Here is a 22,393-nt window from a genome sequence, read left to right on the forward strand (position 1 = left end):
TTAGGGCAGTTGATCCGCTACGAAGCCAGCGCTGGTTAGGGTCACCCTGAGCTGTAAGAGCCGACGTGCAAGTGTGGAAGGATGAGTCTTGGGTTTGGTCTCGAGCTTATATGTGGTGAGTTTTGTTTTTTTGGGGGGGGGTGGCATGGGACTATATGATGAGTTGGACGTTAAAAGGCTTTTGATACGGATGCGTGAAGTGGAAACATCTTTTGAAGCATTCAAAGTTTATTGTATATACGCTTTGCGCTTTAAAAATTTAAAAGTTGTATTGTCTCTTGAAGGGTTTTCCGCGCATGAATCATTTGGGATATTTGAGACCATTTCAAAAATTGATCATGTGATTCCCTATTATCGGTCTCATCAAGTTCTGGTGTTGAGCAAGGATACGGTTCGTGCGGCAGCGGAAAATAGAAAGGCAGATATCGCTGTTGATTATACTTTGATGTTTGATACTAACGTGGCTAGCTTTATATCAACAATGCTTAGAGGGCGATCTTTGGGTAATAATCACAGTCGCGTGATCAAGTTAATGGATGCAGTTATTTATGGGGGGTATAATTTCGATCATCTTTTTTATATGCAGGAGAGCATCAAGTTTGTACGTGGCAAGGCGGAGCGTTGGAATGGTGGAGTAGTTGGATTTTGGCAGTGCTTGAATAAAGGGTTTCGTTGGAATCTCACGGCATTGATGTATTTTAGAAAGATAAACTGCGATGAGTATGTAAGAAACAGTAAATTGGTTTTTGGTTGCTCGTTTAGGCAGGCTGTGAGGGAGGCTCGCGATGTGGCTTTTAATTATTATGCTTCTCCCGATGGAAAAAAAATTTCTCGACAAGTGGTATTAATACAGCGGGAGCTATTGCTGCTTTTACTAATAGCGTTAAGGATTAATTTTTCTTCAAGTCGGAGTGCGTCGGAGAAATTTAAACAGTTGTTACACGAAGTTCAGAATGTAGTAGGTGTTTTTCATGAGAGAGAGCTAAGTATTTTGCTCGCGTATTTTGCGGATCCAAAGTCTATGGAGATTCTGGGCACTATAAATAAAGGAGGGAAAAATAGGCGGCTGTTGAAAAAGGTGGATAATATAGCTTGGGATTTTTATACTCCGAGAGCGATGGAGTTAATAATAAGCTCCGTCCCGACTGAGCGTATTATGTTTCCATTTTTGGCAACGTTTGACGATAAGCTTGGTAGGATGTTGGAGATGTTCCCAGTGAAAGGCTCAGTGCTTAGCGTGGAGGATGGATTACATCTGCCATTTCGTTCAGATCAACAGCGAAACTTTTTTGAAGAGTACGGTGTGGCAGATGAGGTTGCTGGTTTTTTTGCAGATGAAATGATTGAGGTGCGTGCACTAAATCGCTCAAAAAGTATTGAAAGTCAGTTTATTAAAATCAAACGGGAATACAAAAAATTTCGAGCGGTCATGCAAAGTTAGGGTATTGCCAAAATAAATTGAGGGAGGAAGCGTATCAGTCCCCTTTATCGGGCAGCCAATCTTGCCCGAATGGGGGCGCAGGTCATCTGTTCGCGCTGAACTTCCGTTTCTGATCGCTATCTGCTGACGACGCGATCGGCCGCTTCTGCCGAACGTCTCCTATCGCCACCAGCCACGCCGCAATCCATTCGAAGTAAACAAATTATAAGTGCAGTAAGGATAGTGTCGCTGCTCAGACGAATGCAAATGGGGCAACGCGAACCAGACGCACCATTGATAATAGCGATGCATCCGCATTTGGGAGGCATCAAGAGTTCCCGGTTGAAGCTGTGTTCATCGAACGCGGGCTCGCCTATTCCTCCGCTGCGAGCAACTCGAATGCCGACGCTGCCACGATCGGAACCTGCCCGTTGCCAAGGGCTTTAATGCGGTCCACCCGATGGGCCACCCCATCAGCCACTCGACCCATTCCGGGTTCAACTGCCCACCATGCAGAGCCATCACGGCATGATCCAACCGGTCCCTGGTGCGGTCCCGTCCAGATTTCCGAGTCAGCGACCCGGGTGATGATCCGCGCGCCATGCTCGCTACCGGCGTAGGCCACGAGCCAGATCCTGTCGCGACGGTGCGGCGCTCCGCATTCAGCTGCTGATAGACAACGCCACTGAGCGTCATACCCCATTTGGGCAAGATCACCGAGGACCACAGCAAGTCCTCTTCCGACGAGCATTGGTGAGTTTTCCAGCCAGACGTACATAGGTCGAATCGCACCGATGATTCTTGCCATTTCTTTCCAAAGTCCGGATCGAGCACCCTCAATGCCTTCGCCGCGTCCGCAGATGGCGATGTCCTGACAGGGAAAGCCCCCCGAAACCACGTCAACAAGGCCTCGCCATGGGCAGGGGTCAAAGCTGCACACGTCAGACCAAATCGGGAAAGTTGAGAGGATTCCATCGTTCTGTCGTTGCGCCAGAACTTGTGCTGCGTAGGCATCACGCTCAACGGCGCAGATGGTCCGCCAGCCAAGCAGGTGGCTACCCAGTATTCCGCCACCAGCGCCTGCGAAAAGAGCCAACTCATTCATCATCATTCCTGCGGCCGCGCGCATGCGTGAATGCGGTGCACACGAGGGGAGGGGGATTCCTGGGTGAGGTGTTTCGCGTAGGACGACGGGACGGTAAGTAGGGCGCCCGAAGGCGCCTTGATGAGGGTTAAAGCCAGCCGTGCTCAGCGAGGGAAAGGGCTTTGCCTTTTCCGACGATGAAATGGTCCAGCACTGTGACGTCGATCAAATCCAATGCCTTCTTCAAAAGGTCGGTTATGTTGCGGTCCGCTTCGCTAGGGGTTGTGTTTCCCGAGGGATGGTTGTGGGTCAAAATCACAGCAACGGCGTTATGGGCCAATGCTCGTTTGACTACCTCCCGAGGGTAGATTTTGCAGTCGCTGATGGAACCATGAAACAACTGCTCAAACTTCAAGAGTCGATGTTTCGAGTCGAGGAAAATCACCCCAAAGACTTCGCTCTGTTGGTGTGCGAGTTGAATCCTCAGGAAATCAGCCACGGTAGAGGATTGGGTCAGTTGTTCTCCACGCTGGAAAAAACGCTGATCGAGGATTTGCAAAGCCTGTGCAACGATCTGGCTTTCACGATGGATACGGGCCGAGCCACGCTTGGACGAACGGGTGGAACGTCTAGGTTGAGTCATGTGTGCCTCCTTGGACAACGACGGGAGGGCACACCTCATAGAGGGTGTGTCCCTCATGGGGGTGTGTTGCTGGCGTCGCAGGGACGCATTGAATTACAGGTTAATGATCAAGCGGCATCAGCGTCTGCTGGGTCGATTTGATTATCGGATTCAAGAATTTTTTCCTTGGCCGACGCCTGGTAAACCAGCTCGCCGTCTATTCGAATCCAGGAAAGGAAAAGCAATCGACCTTTGAGGCTTGCGCCTGGCTGGCCCTTTTTCTCGCCTTTCTCGTAGGTGAAGGTATCGACCCAAAGGTCGCCAACGCGAAAAGCGACCAAGACTTTCTTCTTGGCGTTTTCGGCCTGTTGGCAGCGACGGACCAGCTTTTCAGCCTCTCCACCGGCAACCTTGCAATCGATGTAGGTGTACTCCACTTGATCAGAGGCGCCATGCAAGGCACCAATGGTGACGGCCATGAATGGATCGCCCTTGCGTACGCTCACCTCGCGAATTCGGTTGAGATAACCGATGCCGTGGGTGTGCAGGTCGAAGTATTTGGTTTCGTTGGTGAGGGATTGAGTCATGTGATTCTCCGATTTCAGAAATGAAAACGGGGAAAGACTCGCCCCAAGGGGAAAGTGATTTCCCCGCTTGGGTGATGGTGTGATCAGGCACTCGATCGTCAATGCTGCCGACGATTGATCGCGCTGCCGAATGCTGTGGCGATCTTGGGTTGATCATCGCGATGACTCGCGTCGTAGCTTTGAAGATCACAGCTACCCGGGCATGTTGCTGACGACGTCAGCTGAACATGACAAAAGCATGGAAAATGATCGCCGTGCTGTCAAGTGCAAGGCTTGGCGTGAAGTCAGATGAGCGCATCCAGCGTGCTACGTTTTGGTGTCACTTTTTTACGCTTGCGCTGAGGTTTGGGAACGCGGAGCAATACGTTGTTCTCGTACCACTGGTTGAGATCCACACCCTTTCGAGCGAGGGAGGGCGTCCGGCACAGTTCAAGAATGTCCGGATTGGAGCACTTATCCGGCCTAGGAGGCATGTGCTTGAGTGAGCGAAGGGTAGTGATCGCCCGATGGACAATGACTCCCAGACAGTAGCCGAATTGGTAACTGAGTGTGTTCATGTGTTTCTCCTGTCAGTAAAACGGAGAAACACTTCGCCCATTGGGGAAATGAATCCCCGATTGGGTGGTGTGGTGTTGGTGCATTCCATCGTCGTTGAGACTGACGACTGATCGCGCTGACGAATGCTGATGGCGATCCTGGGAGTGATCAACGCGGAGTACCGCGCCGTAGCCTTGAAGATCCTGGCTACCTGGGCATGCTGCTGACAGCGTCAGCGAGACATGAATCTAGAGTGGAAAAAGAACTGTGGTATGTCAAGTCAGATGATCCCCGGCACCGCATTCCATCAGCCGATCAAGGCTGACCCTACGCTTGCCTGGCAATGATGTGCTTAGCCATCTGTTGAGCTTGCTTGTAACTGTCTGAGCCATAAATCTCTTCAACGTCCTGTTTGAGCATGCCACGGCCGACGATGCGAAGATTCTTCACGCCGCCTTTAGCCTTCATGTACATGTCTTTCTCGTCGAGCAACCCGAAGAACTTCATCACAGCAGCAAGGGACATGGTGTTCTCCTGGATCAAGGAAGATAAGCCGAGACCAGAGTCTCGGCTCAAGAAAAGAAAACCACCTGTGAACGTCGGCGTTGACGGCCCCTTGGCATTGACCTGTCGTTGCTAACACCTCACCCGATTCTTGTCGTGGCTGGAATCGGAATTTGCTGGCACGCATCCGCGTACAAAGGGAGCCCGTTTTTTCACCGGCGGGCACCGGCAGCGAATATCAGTCCCTCGGAAGGGTGTCCTCACGTTCCGCCTCGCAGAACGTCAGGGCACTCTTCAAAGTCGCTTTAAAAGGGGGAGTAGGGGTCGTGCGTCAGCGCAGCGACCCGAGGAGTAGTAGACCTTGAACTCTTTACGCCTGTGAATCCCAAACATGGAGATTGTGACGGCAACGTGTCCGGACAGACAGGGAGACGAAGGGAGAGTCTGCACGCACTTCCCGAGGTAAAGCGTGCTTGGGTTTGGAGTGTTGAGCTCCAGACGCCACTGATGACCGCCAGTAGCCAGCGGTTGAAAATGCAATGCTGGGTAATTCTTTCACACGCCATTAAATCTTGGAATACCGTTTAACCTTCTCCTAGGCCGACAGATTGAGTCAGATTTTTTTGTAGGATTTTGGACTGGTCTTTCGTTTGCCTGTGGCTTCGACATTCACAATCCCTTTGCAATCCGGATATTTCGCACAGGACAGGAAGGCTCCATTTTTGCCGGACCTCCTGTTCATGGTCGAACCACATTGAGGGCAGGGCGGTGAGGGCGGTTGATCGATGTGAAGTGTGAGCGTCGAACATTGCTCGACCAGTTTGCTGATCCATAGGCCTTGGCTTTTGAGAAAGTTGTCCAAGGTCAGTCGACCTGCTTCAATCTCGTCCGATGCCTGCTCCCAGATCGCGGTCATGCCTGGGTCTTTGACGATGCCAGGGATGGCGTCGATCAGTGCGAATGCAGACGCCGTTGGGCTCAATGATCGACGTTTCTTCTCCAGATATCCGCGCTGCATCAGGCCCTTGATGATTGCCGCGCGAGTGGCCTGCGTGCCGATGCCGGTAGTCGCCTTCAGCTTCGCTTTTAGGCGCGGATCTGAGACCTGTTCAGCGATGTTCTTCATCGCTTTGAGTAGCGAACCTTCGGTGTAAGGCCGAGGAGGCGAGGTCATCAAAGACTTCAATTCTGAAGCATCGATGCGGCAGTTTTGACTCACCTGCAGAGCAGGTAGCTGTTGAGATTTTTCAGGGGGATTTTCTTCATCTTTCCCGTCGCTTGAATCGTTGCTACAGAACAACGCTTTCCACCCTGCAACAGCGACCTGCTTGCCCACAGCGCGCAACTCCAAGCCTGAGCAGGACATCGATACCACTGCGCGATCATATTCATGATGTGGCAGAAATTGGGCGAGATAACGACGACGGATAAGGTCATACACCTTGCTTTCCGTCTCCGACATCTTTGAGATGTCAGCTGGTTCAGTCGTCGGAATGATGCCGTGATGCGGGCCGATCAGTTTTTTTTCGTCCCAGGCGTGTGAGCGTTGCTCTCGGTTCAATGTTGGCAGCAACGGAACAATTGACGGGTCAGTTTTACCCAATGCGTCCAGCACCGCAGGCACCTCTTCGAGCATGCTTTCAGGCAGATAAGGGCATTCGGTGCGAGGGTAATGCGTTGCCTTGTGTGTCTCGTACAGCGACTGGGCAATGTTCAACGTTTCCTCAACACCCATGCCGAATTGCCGGTCGCATTGCTCCTGTAGCGCGGCGAGATCGAAAGGCAACGGCGGTCGCTCGATCACTCGCTCCACATCGATCGCGCTGACAACGGCCTGACCTTGCGCAAGGCGCCTAGACGCTTCAAGTGCTCGAGCCTGATCAACACAACATCCTTCAGCGTCCAACAACTCGCGCGGCGCTCTCCACTTGGCGCTAAACGCCTGGCCTTCCGCAGAGAGACGAACCTCAACCTCCCAGAATGGCTTTTTTACAAACGCTGCGATGGCCCGGTCTCTGTTCACCACCAGGCTTAAGGTAGGCGTTTGCACTCTCCCCACGGTCAGCAACTGATCATGACCGCATCGCCGCGCGATCAAGGTAAACAAGCGACTCAGGTTCATCCCGATCAACCAATCTGCGCGGGAACGAGCCAGCGCCGCGTGGTAAAGCAAAAACGTCTCTTCACCCGACTTCAATTCAGCCAAAGCCTTGCGAATCGATTGCGGATTCAGGGCTGATAACCACAAACGCTGAACCGGGCCACGATAACCGCAGTGATCCATGATCTCGCGGGCAATCAGTTCACCTTCACGATCGGCATCTGTGGCAATCACTAATTCGCTGGCCTCACGCAAAAGCTTTTTCACTGCTTTGAATTGCGTAGCCGTTTTGGATTTGACCTCAACCTTCCAGTCGCCGGGAATGATAGGTAGATGCTCCAGCGACCAGGACTTGTAGCGGTCGTCGTACACCTCCGGCGGGGCGGTTTCGAGCAAGTGGCCGATGCACCAAGTCACGCAGACAGAGTCGCCAATCAGGCAGCCATCACCGCGCTTGGTTGCGCCCAGGACGCGGGCGATGTCTTTGCCTTGGGAGGGCTTTTCGCAGAGGAATAGGCGCAATGGAGACCTCGTTTAGTCGATGATGATGTGCGAATTTGCCTCGACATTGTCAGGAAGTGAGTGGGGAATTCCCCTGGAAAACTGGATTGGAGACTGGGGTTATCGGTCGGCGGTCATGGCGACGCGCGCCGTGGGCAAGCCGCGCAGAGTTCCGAAAGATGGGCCCAGTGAGGGAGATTTGGCCGTAAGTCAGGTAATCCTGCCTTCTGACTTGATTGGTATATCCCATTGACATATACCAAGTGCTAACTACAATTGGATGTCCAAAGGGCATATCTCCAGGAGGCAATCATGGAACAAGCCGCCATATTTAAAAGCAATCGAAGCCAAGCTGTACGCCTGCCCAAAGCGGTCGCTTTTCCTGAAGGGGTGACGCGAGTAGATGTCGTTGCGGTGGGGCGTACCCGAATCATTACCCCGGCGGGTGAGTCATGGGACAGTTGGTTTGAGGGCGCAAGCGTGAGCGCTGACTTCATGGCTGAGCGTGAGCAACCCATTGATCAAGAGCGCGAGGGGCTCTGATGCTCAAGTACATGCTGGATACCAACATTTGCATTTTCACCATCAAGAATAAACCTCAGGAGGTTCGTGAGGCGTTCAGCCTCCATCACGGTCAGCTGTGCATCAGCGCCATTACCTTGATGGAATTGATCTACGGTGCAGAAAAATCAGCGACCCCGGAGCGGAATCTGGCGGTTGTCGAGGGCTTCGCTGCCAGACTTGAGGTGCTTGATTACAATCACGAGGCGGCCGCTCATAGCGGTCAGTTAAGGGCAGAGTTAGCGAAGCTGGGTAAGCCTATTGGTCCTTACGACCAGATGATTGCTGGCCACGCCCGGTCTCTGGGATTGGTCCTTGTGACCAACAACATCCGGGAATTTGATCGCGTGGCGGGATTACGTATTGAGGATTGGGTGACAACCCGATAACGGGCAGAGCGATCCTGATTCAGAACCTGGAAACGACGATTTCCAGAGTAATAACTCCGCCGCCTATTTGAGCTTTGGCCCCATGACATCCCCTGTCATTGGGTGAGGCTTGTTCTCCTCGCTCATCCGAGCACGGTCAAAGAAAACTACGTAAGCGATATCGCCGGCACGATCATCCTGCAATCAAAAAGGAAACTGGATAAACCAGTTTCCTCATTGTGACGTAGCCCTCGAAAAGGCCATAAAGCCAGCGCCAAAAGGAAGGGCGCGAAGGGGATGGAGGCCAAGGGAAAGAGGCCTACCCGAAAAGGTTGGTCAGGGAGCGGAAAGGCGAAAAGGCTCTCCTAAAATTCAAATCGTCGAGGGATGAATGTTTTGGAAGCTGAGTTGGAAAAAAGCAAAAGGCATTGCCCCTGAGAGGCCGCCTGTAGCAGAGCCTGGGGCTCGTCTGGCTGAGTCGGCCGAAGATCTTTTAAGCACGCCACGACGCAGGAAGCTACTCGAACATATCTGGCAGCGTACCTCGCTCTCGCGCAAACAATTTGACCAGCTTTACGGGGGGCCGCTGCGAAGCTTTGCAGAGCTGGTCCAGCATCTCCCTGCCTCCGAAACTCACCACCATGCCTACCCAGGTGGGATGCTTGATCACGGTTTAGAGATCGTTGCTTATGCGCTGAAGATGCGCCAGTCGTACTTGCTTCCTGTGGGCACCTCACCGGAGCAGCAGGCCGCTCAAGCGGAGGCATGGACTGCGGCAGTGGCCTATGCGGCGCTGCTTCACGACGTTGGCAAGATTGCGGTCGACGTCGAGGTGGATCTCGCCTCTGGCTCACGCTGGCATCCATGGCATGGACCTATCACGGACAGCTACCGATTCCGCTTTGCCAAGGGGCGGGAATACAAACTCCATGGTGCCGCGGCAGGGTTGGTTTACACGCAGATCCTTTCTGAAAAAATACTCGATTGGCTCAGCACATTTCCCGAGCTGTGGGCAGCACTGATCTATTTGCTAGCTGGCCAGTATGAACATGCCGGCATACTCGGTGAGCTGGTAATCCAGGCCGATCGCGCCTCTGTTGCTCAAGAGCTGGGTGGCAATCCGGAGCGAGCACTAGCCGCTCCGAAGCATTCACTGCAGCGGCAATTGGTGGAAGGCCTGCGGCACCTAGTGGCGGATCAGTTGAAGCTGAATCAGCCTGGAGCCTCGGATGGCTGGCTGACCAAGGATGCACTGTGGCTGGTCAGCAAGACGGTTGCGGACAAGCTGAGAGCCCATCTTCTTTCCCAAGGTGTCGAAGGCATTCCAAGCTCGAACTCGACATTTTTCAATGTCCTCCAGGACCATGGAATCATCCAATCCAACGAGGCAGGGAAGGCCATTTGGAAGGCCGCCATCGACAGTGGAAGTTGGCAGATGACGTTGACGTTTTTAAAGCTTTCCCCTGCGCTGATCTGGGATGCCGAGTCGCGTCCAGAGCTTTTTGAAGGGACGGTTACAGCCGAGGTATCTGATCTGGATTCGGAAACGATTTCCTCCGCCGAGGCACTTCCAGCGATGGAAGAGGGTAGTCAACGCCATCAGGCGTCATCGCCAGAAGGCCAAGGAATGCCTTCAGGTGACCAAAGCAGTGTCACATCTAACGACGATGTAGACATGCTACTGGACCTTCTGGGGATGACTGAGGATACGTCTGTGGCGCCTGTAGTAGAAAGCCGTGAGCCTTTTCGACCACCCGGGAATGGCTTGAGAGAAGGGTCTGTGAGTGCTGTAGGACGTTTTGATAACAGCAATAGAGTGAACAATTATCAATTCGAACTAGTTAAACTAGGCTCAACTTTCATAGACTGGGTCCAAGATGGAGTAGTGACACACAAGATTGTAATAAATGACGCAAAAGCGAAGGTCCACTCTGTTGCCGGGACAGCGTTTTTAGTTACGCCTGAAATTTTTCAACGATACGCGCAGGAACATCCCGATGTGGCGCAGTGTGCCAAAATCGAAGGGTGTAGTGACTGGCGGTTGGTTCAGCGTTCGTTCGAGAAATTGGGGCTTCATGTCAAACGCGACGATGGACTGAATATATGGACATGTCAGGTACAGGGTCCACGAAAAACGCGAAATGTTAAGGGGTACCTGCTTAAAGATCCGTTGTCAGTGTTTACCGAGAAGCCATACGATAATCCCTATCTGGAATTGATTGATTCCCCGCACATCAAAGAACAAAAGCCATGTATTTGATATCAGAACTAGTAACCGAATATTTATCAGACAAAGTCCTTAAAAACAGCTCGGAAGATTCGTATGGAGTCGCCTCCCGAGCCTGGATCCGTTGGGGAGGTGATTGCCTCGTCGAGGAGATCAACAGGAAAGCAGTCTTGCAATGGCGCAAGGAAGTGCTCGGGGTCACGCTCAAAGCGGTGAGCTGGAACAGCTACATCAGACACCTGTTTGGTCTGGTGCAGTTTGGCATCGAACGAGGCCTCGTCGGCGTGGCTGATAACCCATTCGAAGACTGTCAGGTCCGTACACCCAAGCGCCCGAAAAAAACGGTGGACCGCATTAATGTGTCTCGCGCCAGGCACGTTCTGACGGATATGGAGCAGGAGGAGGTTGAGTGGCAACAGCAGGCGAAAATTCATCCCGCATGGTTTTGGAGGGTGGTGTACGAGACTTTTGTCTATACTGGACTACGTGCTAATGAGTTAATCAATCTCCGCATGTGTGATGTTGATATTCATAAAGGATTGATTTGCGTGACTGCTGATGTTTCAAAAAACTATGAGGAACGTTACATTCCGATTCATAAAGACCTTTATCCGTATTTGATAAAACTCATCCGGTGCGCCAAGAAAAAGCACATGGACGCCAGTGATCAACTATTCAATGTAAATATTTTCTCCATGCGCCATAGGAAGAAACGGATGGATATGGATCAGGTGTCGGCATTCTATACGCACTTATCCAATTCGATCGACGTCAGGGTGAGCCCTCACAGGTTCAGGCATACCATTGCCACTGAGCTGATGCGTTATCCCGATCGTGATATTCATGTCGTTAAGGAATTGTTGGGGCATCGTAATATTTCGACAACGCTGACTTATGTTTCGGTGAATCATGAGCAGATGAGAGAACTGTTGAATACGTATGGGTGATGGCCTTATTCAGGGGGTGGATGGAATTGGTCAATGACAGCAGCGTTCACTCTACGGGATCTTCGCTTCACCATCGCTTACGCTGATCGGATTCAACTAGGGTTGTTCCTATACGAAGGCGGCCGATTTCCCCGACGACCTGTATCGACGCGGCTGGCGGCACTTATTTCCCTAGTCTACTCTTCCCCTTGCAAACGCCCGCCTTGCAGTACGGCCCATCGTAGTCGTGCGGTTTTTGGTTGCGGCGAAGCGCTGTGCCGCAAAAGCTGTTGTGCTGTGCAGCAGAGCCTCGAACCATGCCTAATATCCAACGCTTTCTAGTGAAAATGTTACCACCCACCGCGGCCCAGATGGCGCTTGCCGCGACACCGCTCAGCATCCGCCCCTTATTCATAAGCATTGACCAAGCACAGCAGGGTGTGGCCCCAAGCCCTACTTGGCATGTTGTTGAATCCGGCATGGCCATAGACACCGGCAATCCGTGGGATGCCTGTCATGCCATGCTAACTCAGGGGCTGGGCATCGCTGGCGCTGCACTCCCGGTGTTCGCTGAGCCCGACCTGGCCCAGAGATGGGTGACCGGAACGTCGCAAGACCAGCAATTAGCGCTCACCGCGACGTGCGATGTCATGAAGCAAAGTGCGGACTACCCCAGCAGCTCAAACAATTTCTGGTACCAGGACGATGAGCATTCGCAGTTCGCCAATCTGTTGAAGAACCTTGGGGCCGTGGCCGAAGTTGATGCTGTACGCGTGGCCCATCTGGACACCGGATATGATCCGAATCATGCCAGCCTCCCGCAGCGGCTGGAGACCAAATTGGCGCGAAACTTTGTCGATGACAACCGTCCAAATGACGCGTCAGATGACACCTCCGGCTTGTTGAACAACCTTGGCCATGGCACCGGTACCTTGAGCATTCTCGCTGGCGCTCCGGCGGCAGGTTTCGCAAGCCTAGGTGCCGCGCCCTTCGTCAAGGTAGTACCAATCCGAGTAGCCAATCGGGTAGTGCTTTTCTACAACAGCGCAATCGCGCAGGCATTTGATTATGTCCACGCGCTTTGCGGGCAGCCTGGCAAAGAAGTTCAGGTGGTATCCATGAGCATGGGGGGTGTGGCAAGCCAGGCATGGGCGGATGCGGTAAATGCCTTGTATGAGGAGGGAGTGGTATTAGTCACGGCAGCGGGCAACAACTTCGGGAACCTGCTGACCCATAACATTGTTTATCCCGCGCGCTTCAACCGTGTAATTGCTGCGTGCGGTGTGATGGCCGACCACACGCCGTACGCCGATCTGGCCCTCAAGAAAATGGCTGGCAATTACGGGCCTAAATCCAAAATGCGCACGGCCTTGGCCGCATATACACCGAACGTACCTTGGGCCAAGTTTGGCTGTGAAAATGTGGTTGATTTCGATGGCGCCGGGACGTCAGCCGCTACGCCACAGATCGCTGCGGCGGCGGCAATTTGGCTACAAAACAATAGGGCTGCGTGTGCTGCGTACCCACACAAATGGATGCGTGTCGCCGCTGTTCGCAAGGCCTTGTTTGATACCGGCAGCAAGACCAGTACGCAGAAGCTTGGCCAAGGGGAGTTACGTGCGCTGGATGCCTTCAAGGTGGCAGCGCCAGACCCCAAGCAATTGGAGAAAGAGGCTGCCGATTCGGCGTCATTTGCATTCCTGCGCGTGCTCACGGGACTTGGCATGGCGCAAGCGTCGGGCGCTAAGCAGCGCATGTTGGAGTTGGAGGCGTTGCAACTGTCCCATTCAGCCTCGATCGAGACCTTGCTGCCTGATCTTGATGTAGATCCGGACTCACTGACCTTGGGGCAGCGACTCGCCATCGCGAACGCTTTGGCACAGCACCCTAGAGCTTCGCAGGCCCTTCGCCAAGCATTGCAGTTGGAAACCTCGTCAATGCCCCGGCAGGACGATGGCCCGCCATTGTCACCGCCGACTCAGTACATCAGCAACCTTGACCGGCTGCAAATGCACCAGGCCCTGTCGCCTCAACCACCAACGCCAGTAGGCCGCAGGCTACGGGTATATGCCTATGATCCGTCACTAGCGCGTGAACTCGATATGGTCGCGATCAACCAGACCACACTAATGCTGCCGTGGGAGACTGAATTGGCGCCTGGGCCGGTGGGCGAGTACCTAGAGGTTGTAGACGTGGACCCTGCTAGCGGGTACTGCTACGCCCCTGTGGATCTGAATGATCCGAGACTGCTGGCTACGGATGGATTTCTGCCATCGGAGGCCAATCCCCAGTTTCACCAGCAAATGGCCTACGCCGTGGCGATGAAAACCATAGGCTATTTCGAGAAGGCTCTTGGCCGAGTGGCCCTATGGGCACCGCGTTTTGCAGGTAACCAATCGCACTTCGTACAACGACTGCGTATTTATCCCCATGCATTGCGCGGGGCCAATGCATTCTACAGTCCCCAGCGGAAAGCTTTGCTCCTAGGCTACTTTATATCATCCAATAAAGGCGGCAACGTACCAGGTGAGACTATTTTCACCGCGCTCTCCCATGACATCGTCGCGCACGAAACTACCCACGCGTTGCTGGATGGTCTGCATCGCCGTTTTATCGAGCCTACCAACCCCGATGTTCTGGCCTTCCACGAGGGATTTGCGGACATCATTGCGCTTTTCCAGCACTTCACCTTGAGGGATTCATTAAGAGAGTTGATTGCACGTTCACGAGGTGATCTATCTCAAGAGTCGATGCTTGCGTGGCTGGCGGTGCAGTTTGGCAAGGCCACCGGACACTACCGGGCTTTACGAGATGCCATCGGTACTGAGGTAGAGGGCAAGAATGGCAAAATGACTTGGCGGCGGGTAAAACCCAGCCCGACTGACTACACGAGCAAAACCGAGGCGCATGACCGTGGCTCTGTGTTGGTTTCTGCAGTGTTCGATGCCTTCCTGCAGATATATATGCGTCGGGCATTGGTCCCTATCCGCCTTGCCACGCAGGGTTCGGAGGTGTTGCCTCTCGGGGCGCTGCAAGCAGACCTCGTCGACGCCCTTACCGATGTCGCCAGCACGGTCGCAAGGCATGTGCTGACCATGTGTATCCGAGCGCTGGACTATTGTCCGCCAGTGGACCTCACATTCGGCGACTACTTGCGAGCGCTGATCACGGCGGACAATGATCTGATTCCCAAAGACCCTTATGGCTATCGCGTAGCCTTTGCCTCTGCATTTATGGCACGAGGGATCTATCCAGAAGGTTTGCGTACTTATTCGGTCGATACCCTGCAATGGGAAGCACCGCTGATGCCACTGAAAAACCTTGGCAAACTGCTTCCGAAATTGAGCTTGCAATGGACCCTACAGACGCGCCGAGACTCCGCTTGGGAGAGCTCTCGGAAAAATGCGATCCGGCTCCATGCCTGGTTAATGGACGAAAAACAGGTGAGTGATGACGAACTCTCTTTCCTCGGTCTGCATCGCCTTGGCATTACTCAATATTCACTGCAAATAAGCGGGATGGTGGTTCCTTGCGAAATGCGCAATATCGAAGTCCACTCAGTCCGACCATTGCGGCGCGTGGGGCCGGATGGTGAGTTGCTGTCGCAGTTGGTAGTTGAGTTAACCCAGTCGGTCCATGCAAAAGACGGCAGCGGCAAAGTGTTCAGGGGAGGGGTCACGTTGGTGATTGACCTTGTAAGCAGCGAGGTGGCGTACGTAATACGTAAGCGTCTCGATCAGTCCGCACGCATCGAGCGCCAGCAAAAATTTCAGGAAGACCAGCTAGAGGCACTCGCGGACAACTACCGTGGTCTTGCGGCCTTGGCCAGTGAGCCGTTCGCATTTCTGCACCGGAGATAGGGGAGAGGTCATGCCAACGAATAACAACGCGAAGCCCCGGGCCACGGTGCGTATCTACCGTCATGGGCTGGGCGATTGTCACCTGGTTACGTTATTTGGCGATGGTGATAAAACGTACCGAATCCTGATCGATTGCGGGGTAATTCTCGGCACCGAAGATCAAGAAAAAAAGATGATGGCGGTAATGGAGGATGTGGTCCGGACAACCGATGGCAAACTCGACCTACTAGTGGTGACACACGAGCACTGGGACCACCTCTCCGGCTTCGTTCAGGCCGAGGATATCTTCAAGATACTAGATGTCAGCGAGGTCTGGATGGGCTGGACCGAAGATCCGGACGATCCACAAGCCATCGATCTTAAGCAAAGTCACGACCAGGCGCTGGCAATGTTGCAAGCAACCGCTGTGCGGCTGCACGTTGATGATCCGGACAATACCCATCCTGTGAACGATCTGCTGGCCTTCTTCGGTACGCCTGCCCGGGGCACTACCAAAGCTGCTCTGGAGACGGTGCGCAATAAGCTGGGTCAACCGCCTCGGTACTGTGACCCCAAGGATCCGCCCCTCGTTCTTCGGGATTTCCGTGCGCGAATCTTCGTGCTCGGGCCACCACGAGACGATGCAAAGTTAAAGAAGATCTTGCCTTCCAAATCAGAAAAGGAAGACATAACTTACAAAATGGCCCTAGAAACCTACAACCTGCATATTGGCCCTGCGATCAGCGCCGATGAGTCTCAAGTACCTTTTGCTCAGCCCTACAACATTCCCCGCAAAGTGGCGCAAACAGTATTGTTCTTCGAAGAGAGATATTGGAACCATGAGGATTGGAGGCGCATCGATGATGCGTGGCTAGACGATGCGACCGGCCTTGCGTTGGCGCTGGACAGTATGACTAACAATACCAGCCTAGTGCTCGCCATTGATCTCGAGGACGCTGGCGTATTGTTGTTTGCTGCGGATGCGCAGGTGGGTAATTGGTTGTCATGGGCGGATTGCAAATGGGATCTTCCTGGAGGGGAAGTGATGACCGGAACGGATTTGGTAAAGCGCACCACGTTCTACAAAGTGGGACACCATGGAAGTTATAACGCTACCTTACGCAAAGGCGGATTGGAGTTAATGACCCATCTAACTGCAGCGGTGGTTCCGGTAGATCATGACGTTGCCGTGAAGCGGCGCTGGGGAGCTCTTCCTTTGGAGGGATTAATGAAGGCGCTGGATGCGGCGACAGGGGAACAGGGTGTTAGCTTACGTACGGACATGGACCCTAACGATGTTGCTTTGCAGCGTGGGGTACGGAGTACGAGGCTTTATTTTGACATTGACGTTTAAAAGGAAGGTTAAGGGCGAGGCTTACATTTCATGAGCATCAAAGACATCGCGTTCTACCTTGGCCTGGTTTTAGGCGCAGTGTTATTACTCAGTACCGTTTACGTATTTGTCTGGCGCCAGACATTTGGACTAAGCGGTTTGGTTATGGTCGTTTTTGGTTCTTTCTTGGAGGGTTTGTCGATCTGGACATCCTTTCAGATCTCAGTTGGGGCCGACGGTTCGTTTACCGCAACGTACAAGCAAGAGATCAAGGAAGATTTGGGCCTGAAGACAGCAGATACCAACGGAGCGATTGAACAGTTGAAAGTCAAAGTTACGGAAATTACTCAAGACGTGTCCTCGCTGAAAAAAGCAACAACGATTGAAGTCTGATGTCCGCCACGGGCCGCTTACAGTCATTCGTGGCGGCCATCATCAATTTATAGCAAGCCCGGGCTCTATAAACACGGCTAAACATGTAACGCTTTCAGCGTACGAAAACAATACGGTCCTCCCCAGCAACAAGTCCCCATTTGACATCACCGGCAACGCCGGTTATTTTTGCGGTTGTGACGGCAGCAATGCCGTAGAAACAAATGCTTGATAGAACACAAGCGCGGCCCCGACAACAAAAGTTACATTTGCTCAGAGGTGAAAAGTTGTCGGTGGTGTAGAGCACACGCTAATTTCCAATGACTGTTAATCATTGGGTCCCTGGTTCGAGTCCAGGTCGTGGAGCCAGACAAGGTTCCAGAGAAGGCTTCCAAAATCTCTGAAACCCCCGAAAAACCCGCCTTCTGGCGGGTTTTTTCGTTTTGGCGTTCCGTCGGATTCCGGTGGGTACCAGCCGTTTTAAGGGTAGAGTTTGGGGTAAAGGTCAGTTCGATAAAAGGGAGTACCCTTATGTCGCGCACCACTGCTCCACTCTCCGATTCCGCTTGCCGATCGGCCAAGCCCACAGACCGCGCCTACAAGCTTTTCGACGGCGACGGCCTTTACCTTCTAGTCCAACCCAATGGCCGCAAAGGCTGGCGTCTCAGATACATCAAACCTGATGGCCGGGAAGGACTGACCTCATTCGGCAACTATCCCATCGTTGGCCTCGCCGATGCGCGCCGCAAGCGCTTGGAGGTCAAACGAATGCTCGCGGATGGCATTGATCCCATAGGAGCCAAGAACCAAGCCAAGACGCAAGCCCTGATCAAAGGTCGCACCTTCGAAAGCGTTGCCCTCGGCTGGCACACGGAAATGTCAGCCAAGTGGGCACCAGACTATTCCAAGACCGTGATGAGCCGCCTCAAAACCCACCTCTTCCCGCTGATCGGCGCCCGCGCCATTGTCGACCTAGACACCCACGACCTGATGCGGCCCTTGGAAGCGATCAAGAAGCGCGGAGCGATAGACGTTGCTTTAAGGGTACAAAACTACCTGCAGAACATCATGCGCGAGGCAAAGCGCCTCCGGCTTATCACCGTAAACCCTGCTTACGACCTCGAAGGCTCGATCAAAGCCTCGCGGGTCGTCCATCGCCCCGCTTTATCCTTATCGCGCTTGCCTGAATTGCAGGAACGGATCGACACCTATAAAGGCCGCGCACTTACCCGGCTGACGGTCTTGCTGTCGCTGCACGTGTTTGTACGCTCCAGCGAGCTGCGCTTCGCCCGCTGGAGCGAGTTCGACCTCAAGCGTGGTGTCTGGGAAATACCCGACACGCGACCAGCGTTGGAAGGCGTACCCTTTTCCACAAGGGGTACGAAGATGGCAGGCGATATCCATCTTGTACCCTTATCGCCGCAAGCGGTCGCCCTGCTCGAGCAGATCCACGCAATCACAGGCAAATTTGATTTGGTGTTCGCAGGCGATACAAAGTCTTGGAAACCGATGTCCGAAAATACTGTGAACAGCGCGCTTCGGAAGATGGGGTACGACACCAAAACCGAGATCTGCGGGCATGGGTTTCGCTCGATGGCCTGCAGCGCACTGATCGAGTCGGGTTTGTGGACGGATACAGCCATCGAGCGGCAGATGAGCCACAAGGAACGCAACAACGTCCGAGCGGCCTACATCCACAAGGCCGAGTTCATCGAGGAGCGCAGGCTGATCATGAACTGGTGGAGTCGCTACCTTGAGGCTAATCAGCAGGAGCATGTCAGCCCTCGCGAATTCGCCAATCAGGCGGGTGCGAATGTCACTCGACTAAAAGCAAAACATGGCGCAACCGAGTAAGCGCACGGTCTTCATATTTCGGTGATCCGCTTGTCCACGCGGGTCCTTCCAAACAGGGCTGCAAAGCCGCCTGGTTTGGAAGGACCTCACTTAGAAGATCTGAAAACTAGTGACGCGCCTAGGGAAAACCACTGATTTCCACCGGTGGATAATTTCATCCACAGCCGCAGAACCATCGAAAATTCGAGCCTTGACCCAAATTATTCACCGGCGTAAAAAAGATCGTGCAAGCGCTGTCGTTGACAGCAACCCAGGTAGCCAGAACCTTTGAGGCTACGCCACACCGTGGTGGTTCTCCCCAAGTGCGATTAGCGTCCGGCGGCTCGCACAGTCACAGCGATGTGATGGATGCCTACTTCTAGCAGAGTGCCCACTGCGGCAACTCATACCCCTTCCTAGCTGCTCTGCAGCAACTTATCCGCTTGGCCATTTCTTGCGCCAACCTGCGCCCGTCTCTTTCTCCGGAAAGAGACGGGCGCTCCTACCGCTGCTGCAGCCCAACTCGTACAAGGCTTTTCGGCATTTCCCCTCGTGACAATCGGCGTGACAATCACCGAAAAGTCACCAGCAACAGCGATGCAGATGATGGTGCCGCAGCCCAAGGAATGGACTGCACCTGACTGACAGTCAGGTATGCCCCGGTCATTGCTTCACTGCCTTCACCCGACTCAGGATCTCGCGGCGCCAGTCTCGTCAACCAGCGCAGCCTCCACCCGCCCACTTCTTCGAAGGTGTTCAGGAGGCCAGATCATGAGATGCCCATGCTCCCGGTCGTAAGGAGCCGCCAGTCCCGCGTTAGTGGACAACCCTCACAGGTCGCAGGGGCCTTGATCCCTGATAACACTCAACATCCTTGGCGGGATGACGTGGGGAAAGCTTCAAGGGTTTGGTTTCGAGAGGAGTTTGATCATGGCACTGGTCGGTAGACGGGACGGGCGGAATTTTGGCTATGGCCGGCAGTTAAGCTATGCCGGGCCGCAGGCATTGCGCGATCTATTTGGCGGCGGGCATTACGGCACGGTCAAAGCGCATAGCGATCGGTGGCAAGCGTTCGTGCGCTGGTGTCGGTCAGACGATGGGCCAGGGTTCAATGATGCGCAGCAAATTGATCGGCAGACTTTGCTGGACTACGCCGGGCATTTGCGTAAGCAAGTTGAACGAGGTGAACTCGTCATCGCCACCGCGCAAAACCGGCTGTCCAGCGTGAACCGGACCATGGCTGCGCTTCGCGGTGATCAGTATGTGAAGGTCGTGAGTCCGAGCAAGGCGTTGGGAATGCGGCGCACCAGTGTTCGTCGCTCGGTGCCGCAAGGCCAAGACCGCGAACACGTGAAGCGGGTCGTAGACGTGCTCTGCGGACATCAGCAGTCGCGCGCCGCCGCCATCGCGCAGTTGGCGCGAGCAACCGGTATGCGCTTACGCGAGGCGATTTTGGCCGACCTTCCTCGACTGCAACGGGAAGCCGAGCAACTCGGGAGGATCAACATCCAGGACGGCACCAAAGGTGGCCGCTCGGGAGCCTCGGCCCCTCGGTGGATAACGGTGGATGAGCACATCCGCGACGCACTGGCATTCGCCCTTCAAGTCTCGCCAGACGGTAGCCGCAACCTGCTTGCAGCGAATGAACGCTACCTCGATTTCCAACAGGTAATCGTTCGCCCCGCACGGGAGATTCTCCTTACGCACAACCTCAAGGGCTTCCACGAATTGCGGGCGACCTATGCGTGCGAACGCTATGAGCAAATCACCCAGCATCCTGCGCCCATCAACGGTGGCAGTTGCTACCAGCTCGACCGACACCTCGATCAGGAGGCCCGAGCACAAATCAGCTATGAGCTGGGGCACGGTCGTATCGACGTAGTGTCGGCTTACATCGGGGGCCGAGCATGAGTAAGGCATTCGATATGGAGCTGTTCCTGGCGGGCGTCCTGACTGGATCTCATACCACACGCCAACGCCACCTGCGTCAGGCGAAGGCTATCCAAACAGCAATAGCTGATCGCTGGCAACGCAACAATCCATGGACCTGGCAGCAAAAGCATCTTGTATGGTTCCTAAATCACCATGTGAACCAGCACGCTGAATCGACTCGCTATTACTATCTGCTGACCGTGCATTTGCTTGTTCATCGCCTAGGAAAGTCCTGGCAGCTCAACCGCCACGCGAGGGTCAACAACCGCTCAAAAGCGGTCATTAACGTACAGATAGCGGCGGCATGAGCTCCACAGTCAAGACTCAGACTGCCAGCGGCGGAACAGAACGCTGGCGTTAACTCCACCGAACCCGAACCCATTTGAGAGCGCGTGCGTTATCAGTGTCTTCCGGGAGTTCAAGCCGACCAGATCAAGCCCGTAAGCCGCCTCATCGGGATGAAGCAGATTCAGCGTGGGGGGCACGACCTGGTCACGAAGCGCCAGTACGGTGAAGATGGCTTCAATGCCTCCGGCCGCTCCCAGAAGATGCCCGGTGGCGGATTTAGTCGAGCTGATCGCTACGCCAGAGTCACTCCCGAACACCGAGCAAATCGCTGCCAACTCCCCCCTGTCGCCAACCGGTGTGGAGGTCGCATGTGCATTGATATGCTGTACGTCAGCAGGACTGACAACCGCCTGCCGCAGTGCCTGCTCCATGGCGCGCCGTGCGCCGCTGCCGTCCTCCGGACCTGCCGTCAGGTGATAGGCATCGGCGCTGGTGCCATAGCCGACCAGCTCCGCCAGGGGCTTGGCTCCACGCGCAAGGGCATGTTCCAGCGACTCGATCACAAGCAACCCGGCACCTTCGGACATGACGAAGCCATCGCGATCACGATCAAAGGGACGTGAGGCCTGCTGCGGGCGCTCGGCAAAACCAGTGGATAGCGCACGGGCCGCAGCAAAACAACCCAGGGTCACACGGTCTATCGCTGCTTCGGTACCGCCGCATATGGCGATATCCGCCTCACCACTTCTGATGATTCTGGCCGCATCGCCGATGGCCTGTACCCCAGCAGCACAGGCCGTTACAGGCGCGCCGAGCGGCCCTTTGAAACCGTGCCGAATGGATACGTGCCCGGCCGCCATGTTGGCGAGAAAAGACGGCGCAGTGAACGGCGACAATCTGCGAGGACCACGCGCATCGGTGGTGCGCACAGCGTCGGCAATCGCGCCAAACCCACCTACGCCCGATGAAATGATCGTGGCTGTCCGCTCCTGGTCTGCGACATCAGTCGGATGCCAGCCTGCCTGCTCCAGAGCTTCGTGCGCTGCCACAAGTGCAAACTCGATGAAGCGATCCATCTTCTTGCGATCCTTGGCCGAGATGATGCGCTCCGGGTCGTAACCCGCGATGGCATCATCTTCTAGAGACGGCACCTGGCCGCCTACTGCAACGCCCGTCCCCTCAGTAATATCGTCGGGCAGGTTACGGATGCCAGAACGCCCAGCCAGCAGTCTCTTCCAGACTTCTTCTACTCCGCACCCCAGAGGCCCGACAATTCCGACGCCCGTGACTACGATTCGCTTTTGACCTTCGAAATTAATCATTGAACCCTCTTCATTTTTCAGTCGACGCCCACTAAA

18 protein-coding genes are annotated in these 22,393 nt (G+C 54.3%); 11 read left to right on the top strand and 7 right to left on the bottom strand.

All coding sequences use genetic code 11. The annotated features are described in order from the left end of the window. Window positions 1-88 precede the first annotated feature (88 nt). Entirely contained in the window at window positions 89-1,441 is a 1,353-nt protein-coding gene (locus AC1MEE_RS06305) for a hypothetical protein (RefSeq protein ID WP_480414458.1), read from the top strand. Between the two features lie 352 nt (window positions 1,442-1,793). Here the strand turns inward: AC1MEE_RS06305 and AC1MEE_RS06310 are convergent, their stop codons facing one another. From AC1MEE_RS06310 to AC1MEE_RS06335, 6 genes are all read right to left on the bottom strand, one after another. Next, entirely contained in the window at window positions 1,794-2,525 is a 732-nt protein-coding gene (locus tag AC1MEE_RS06310) for a DNA cytosine methyltransferase (protein WP_480414459.1), read from the bottom strand. Between the two features lie 127 nt (window positions 2,526-2,652). Continuing rightward, window positions 2,653-3,147: a RadC family protein gene (gene radC / locus AC1MEE_RS06315; RefSeq protein ID WP_480414460.1), complete on the bottom strand. Its 495-nt coding sequence runs from the start codon at window positions 3,145-3,147 to the stop codon at window positions 2,653-2,655. Between the two features lie 107 nt (window positions 3,148-3,254). Next, window positions 3,255-3,713: an STY4534 family ICE replication protein gene (locus AC1MEE_RS06320; protein WP_480414461.1), complete on the bottom strand. Its 459-nt coding sequence runs from the start codon at window positions 3,711-3,713 to the stop codon at window positions 3,255-3,257. Between the two features lie 284 nt (window positions 3,714-3,997). Then, window positions 3,998-4,270, bottom strand: a complete 273-nt coding sequence (locus AC1MEE_RS06325; RefSeq protein ID WP_480414462.1) for a hypothetical protein — start codon at window positions 4,268-4,270, stop codon at window positions 3,998-4,000. A gap of 307 nt (window positions 4,271-4,577) precedes the next feature. Further along, window positions 4,578-4,775 carry a hypothetical protein gene (locus AC1MEE_RS06330; RefSeq protein ID WP_480414463.1) on the bottom strand — a complete coding sequence of 66 codons (198 nt, stop codon included), beginning with the start codon at window positions 4,773-4,775 and terminating at the stop codon, window positions 4,578-4,580. A gap of 592 nt (window positions 4,776-5,367) precedes the next feature. Beyond that, a complete protein-coding gene (locus AC1MEE_RS06335) occupies window positions 5,368-7,377 on the bottom strand; it encodes a DNA topoisomerase III (RefSeq protein ID WP_480414464.1) in 2,010 nt (669 codons plus the stop codon). Between the two features lie 291 nt (window positions 7,378-7,668). Here AC1MEE_RS06335 and vapB point away from each other — a divergent pair, with 291 nt between their 5' ends. From vapB to AC1MEE_RS06385, 10 genes are all read left to right on the top strand, one after another. Continuing rightward, entirely contained in the window at window positions 7,669-7,899 is a 231-nt protein-coding gene (gene vapB / locus AC1MEE_RS06340) for a type II toxin-antitoxin system VapB family antitoxin (RefSeq protein ID WP_480414465.1), read from the top strand. Next, entirely contained in the window at window positions 7,899-8,306 is a 408-nt protein-coding gene (vapC, locus tag AC1MEE_RS06345; RefSeq protein ID WP_480414466.1) for a type II toxin-antitoxin system tRNA(fMet)-specific endonuclease VapC, read from the top strand. Before vapB ends, vapC begins: the two co-directional genes overlap by 1 nt. 370 nt (window positions 8,307-8,676) lie before the next feature. Next, window positions 8,677-10,545 (top strand): MobH family relaxase, encoded by a 1,869-nt coding sequence (mobH, locus tag AC1MEE_RS06350; protein ID WP_480414467.1) that lies wholly within the window; start codon window positions 8,677-8,679, stop codon window positions 10,543-10,545. Window positions 10,546-10,682: 137 nt separating this feature from the next. Continuing rightward, entirely contained in the window at window positions 10,683-11,459 is a 777-nt protein-coding gene (locus AC1MEE_RS06355) for a tyrosine-type recombinase/integrase (protein WP_480414469.1), read from the top strand. A 296-nt stretch (window positions 11,460-11,755) separates the two neighbouring features. Next, complete coding sequence (locus AC1MEE_RS06360) at window positions 11,756-15,298, top strand: S8 family serine peptidase (protein ID WP_480414470.1); 3,543 nt, start codon at window positions 11,756-11,758, stop codon at window positions 15,296-15,298. A gap of 10 nt (window positions 15,299-15,308) precedes the next feature. Then, window positions 15,309-16,631: an MBL fold metallo-hydrolase gene (locus AC1MEE_RS06365; protein WP_480414471.1), complete on the top strand. Its 1,323-nt coding sequence runs from the start codon at window positions 15,309-15,311 to the stop codon at window positions 16,629-16,631. A gap of 30 nt (window positions 16,632-16,661) precedes the next feature. Then, the gene (locus AC1MEE_RS06370) at window positions 16,662-17,003 is read left to right on the top strand and encodes a hypothetical protein (protein ID WP_480414472.1); all 342 of its coding nucleotides are present in this window, start codon (window positions 16,662-16,664) and stop codon (window positions 17,001-17,003) included. A 510-nt stretch (window positions 17,004-17,513) separates the two neighbouring features. Next, window positions 17,514-18,836, top strand: coding sequence for a tyrosine-type recombinase/integrase (locus AC1MEE_RS06375; RefSeq protein WP_480414473.1), 1,323 nt, complete (start codon window positions 17,514-17,516; stop codon window positions 18,834-18,836). Between the two features lie 909 nt (window positions 18,837-19,745). Beyond that, window positions 19,746-20,726, top strand: a complete 981-nt coding sequence (locus AC1MEE_RS06380) for an integrase domain-containing protein (protein ID WP_480414474.1) — start codon at window positions 19,746-19,748, stop codon at window positions 20,724-20,726. After that, window positions 20,723-21,055: a hypothetical protein gene (locus AC1MEE_RS06385; RefSeq protein ID WP_480414475.1), complete on the top strand. Its 333-nt coding sequence runs from the start codon at window positions 20,723-20,725 to the stop codon at window positions 21,053-21,055. Before AC1MEE_RS06380 ends, AC1MEE_RS06385 begins: the two co-directional genes overlap by 4 nt. Before the next feature lie 9 nt (window positions 21,056-21,064). On the opposite strand, the gene fabF is transcribed toward AC1MEE_RS06385, so the two are convergent. Continuing rightward, window positions 21,065-22,357: a beta-ketoacyl-ACP synthase II gene (gene fabF / locus AC1MEE_RS06390; protein WP_480414476.1), complete on the bottom strand. Its 1,293-nt coding sequence runs from the start codon at window positions 22,355-22,357 to the stop codon at window positions 21,065-21,067. Between the last annotated feature and the right edge of the window lie 36 nt (window positions 22,358-22,393).

The sequence above is a fragment of the Pseudomonas sp. ASL3 genome (assembly GCF_056680425.1).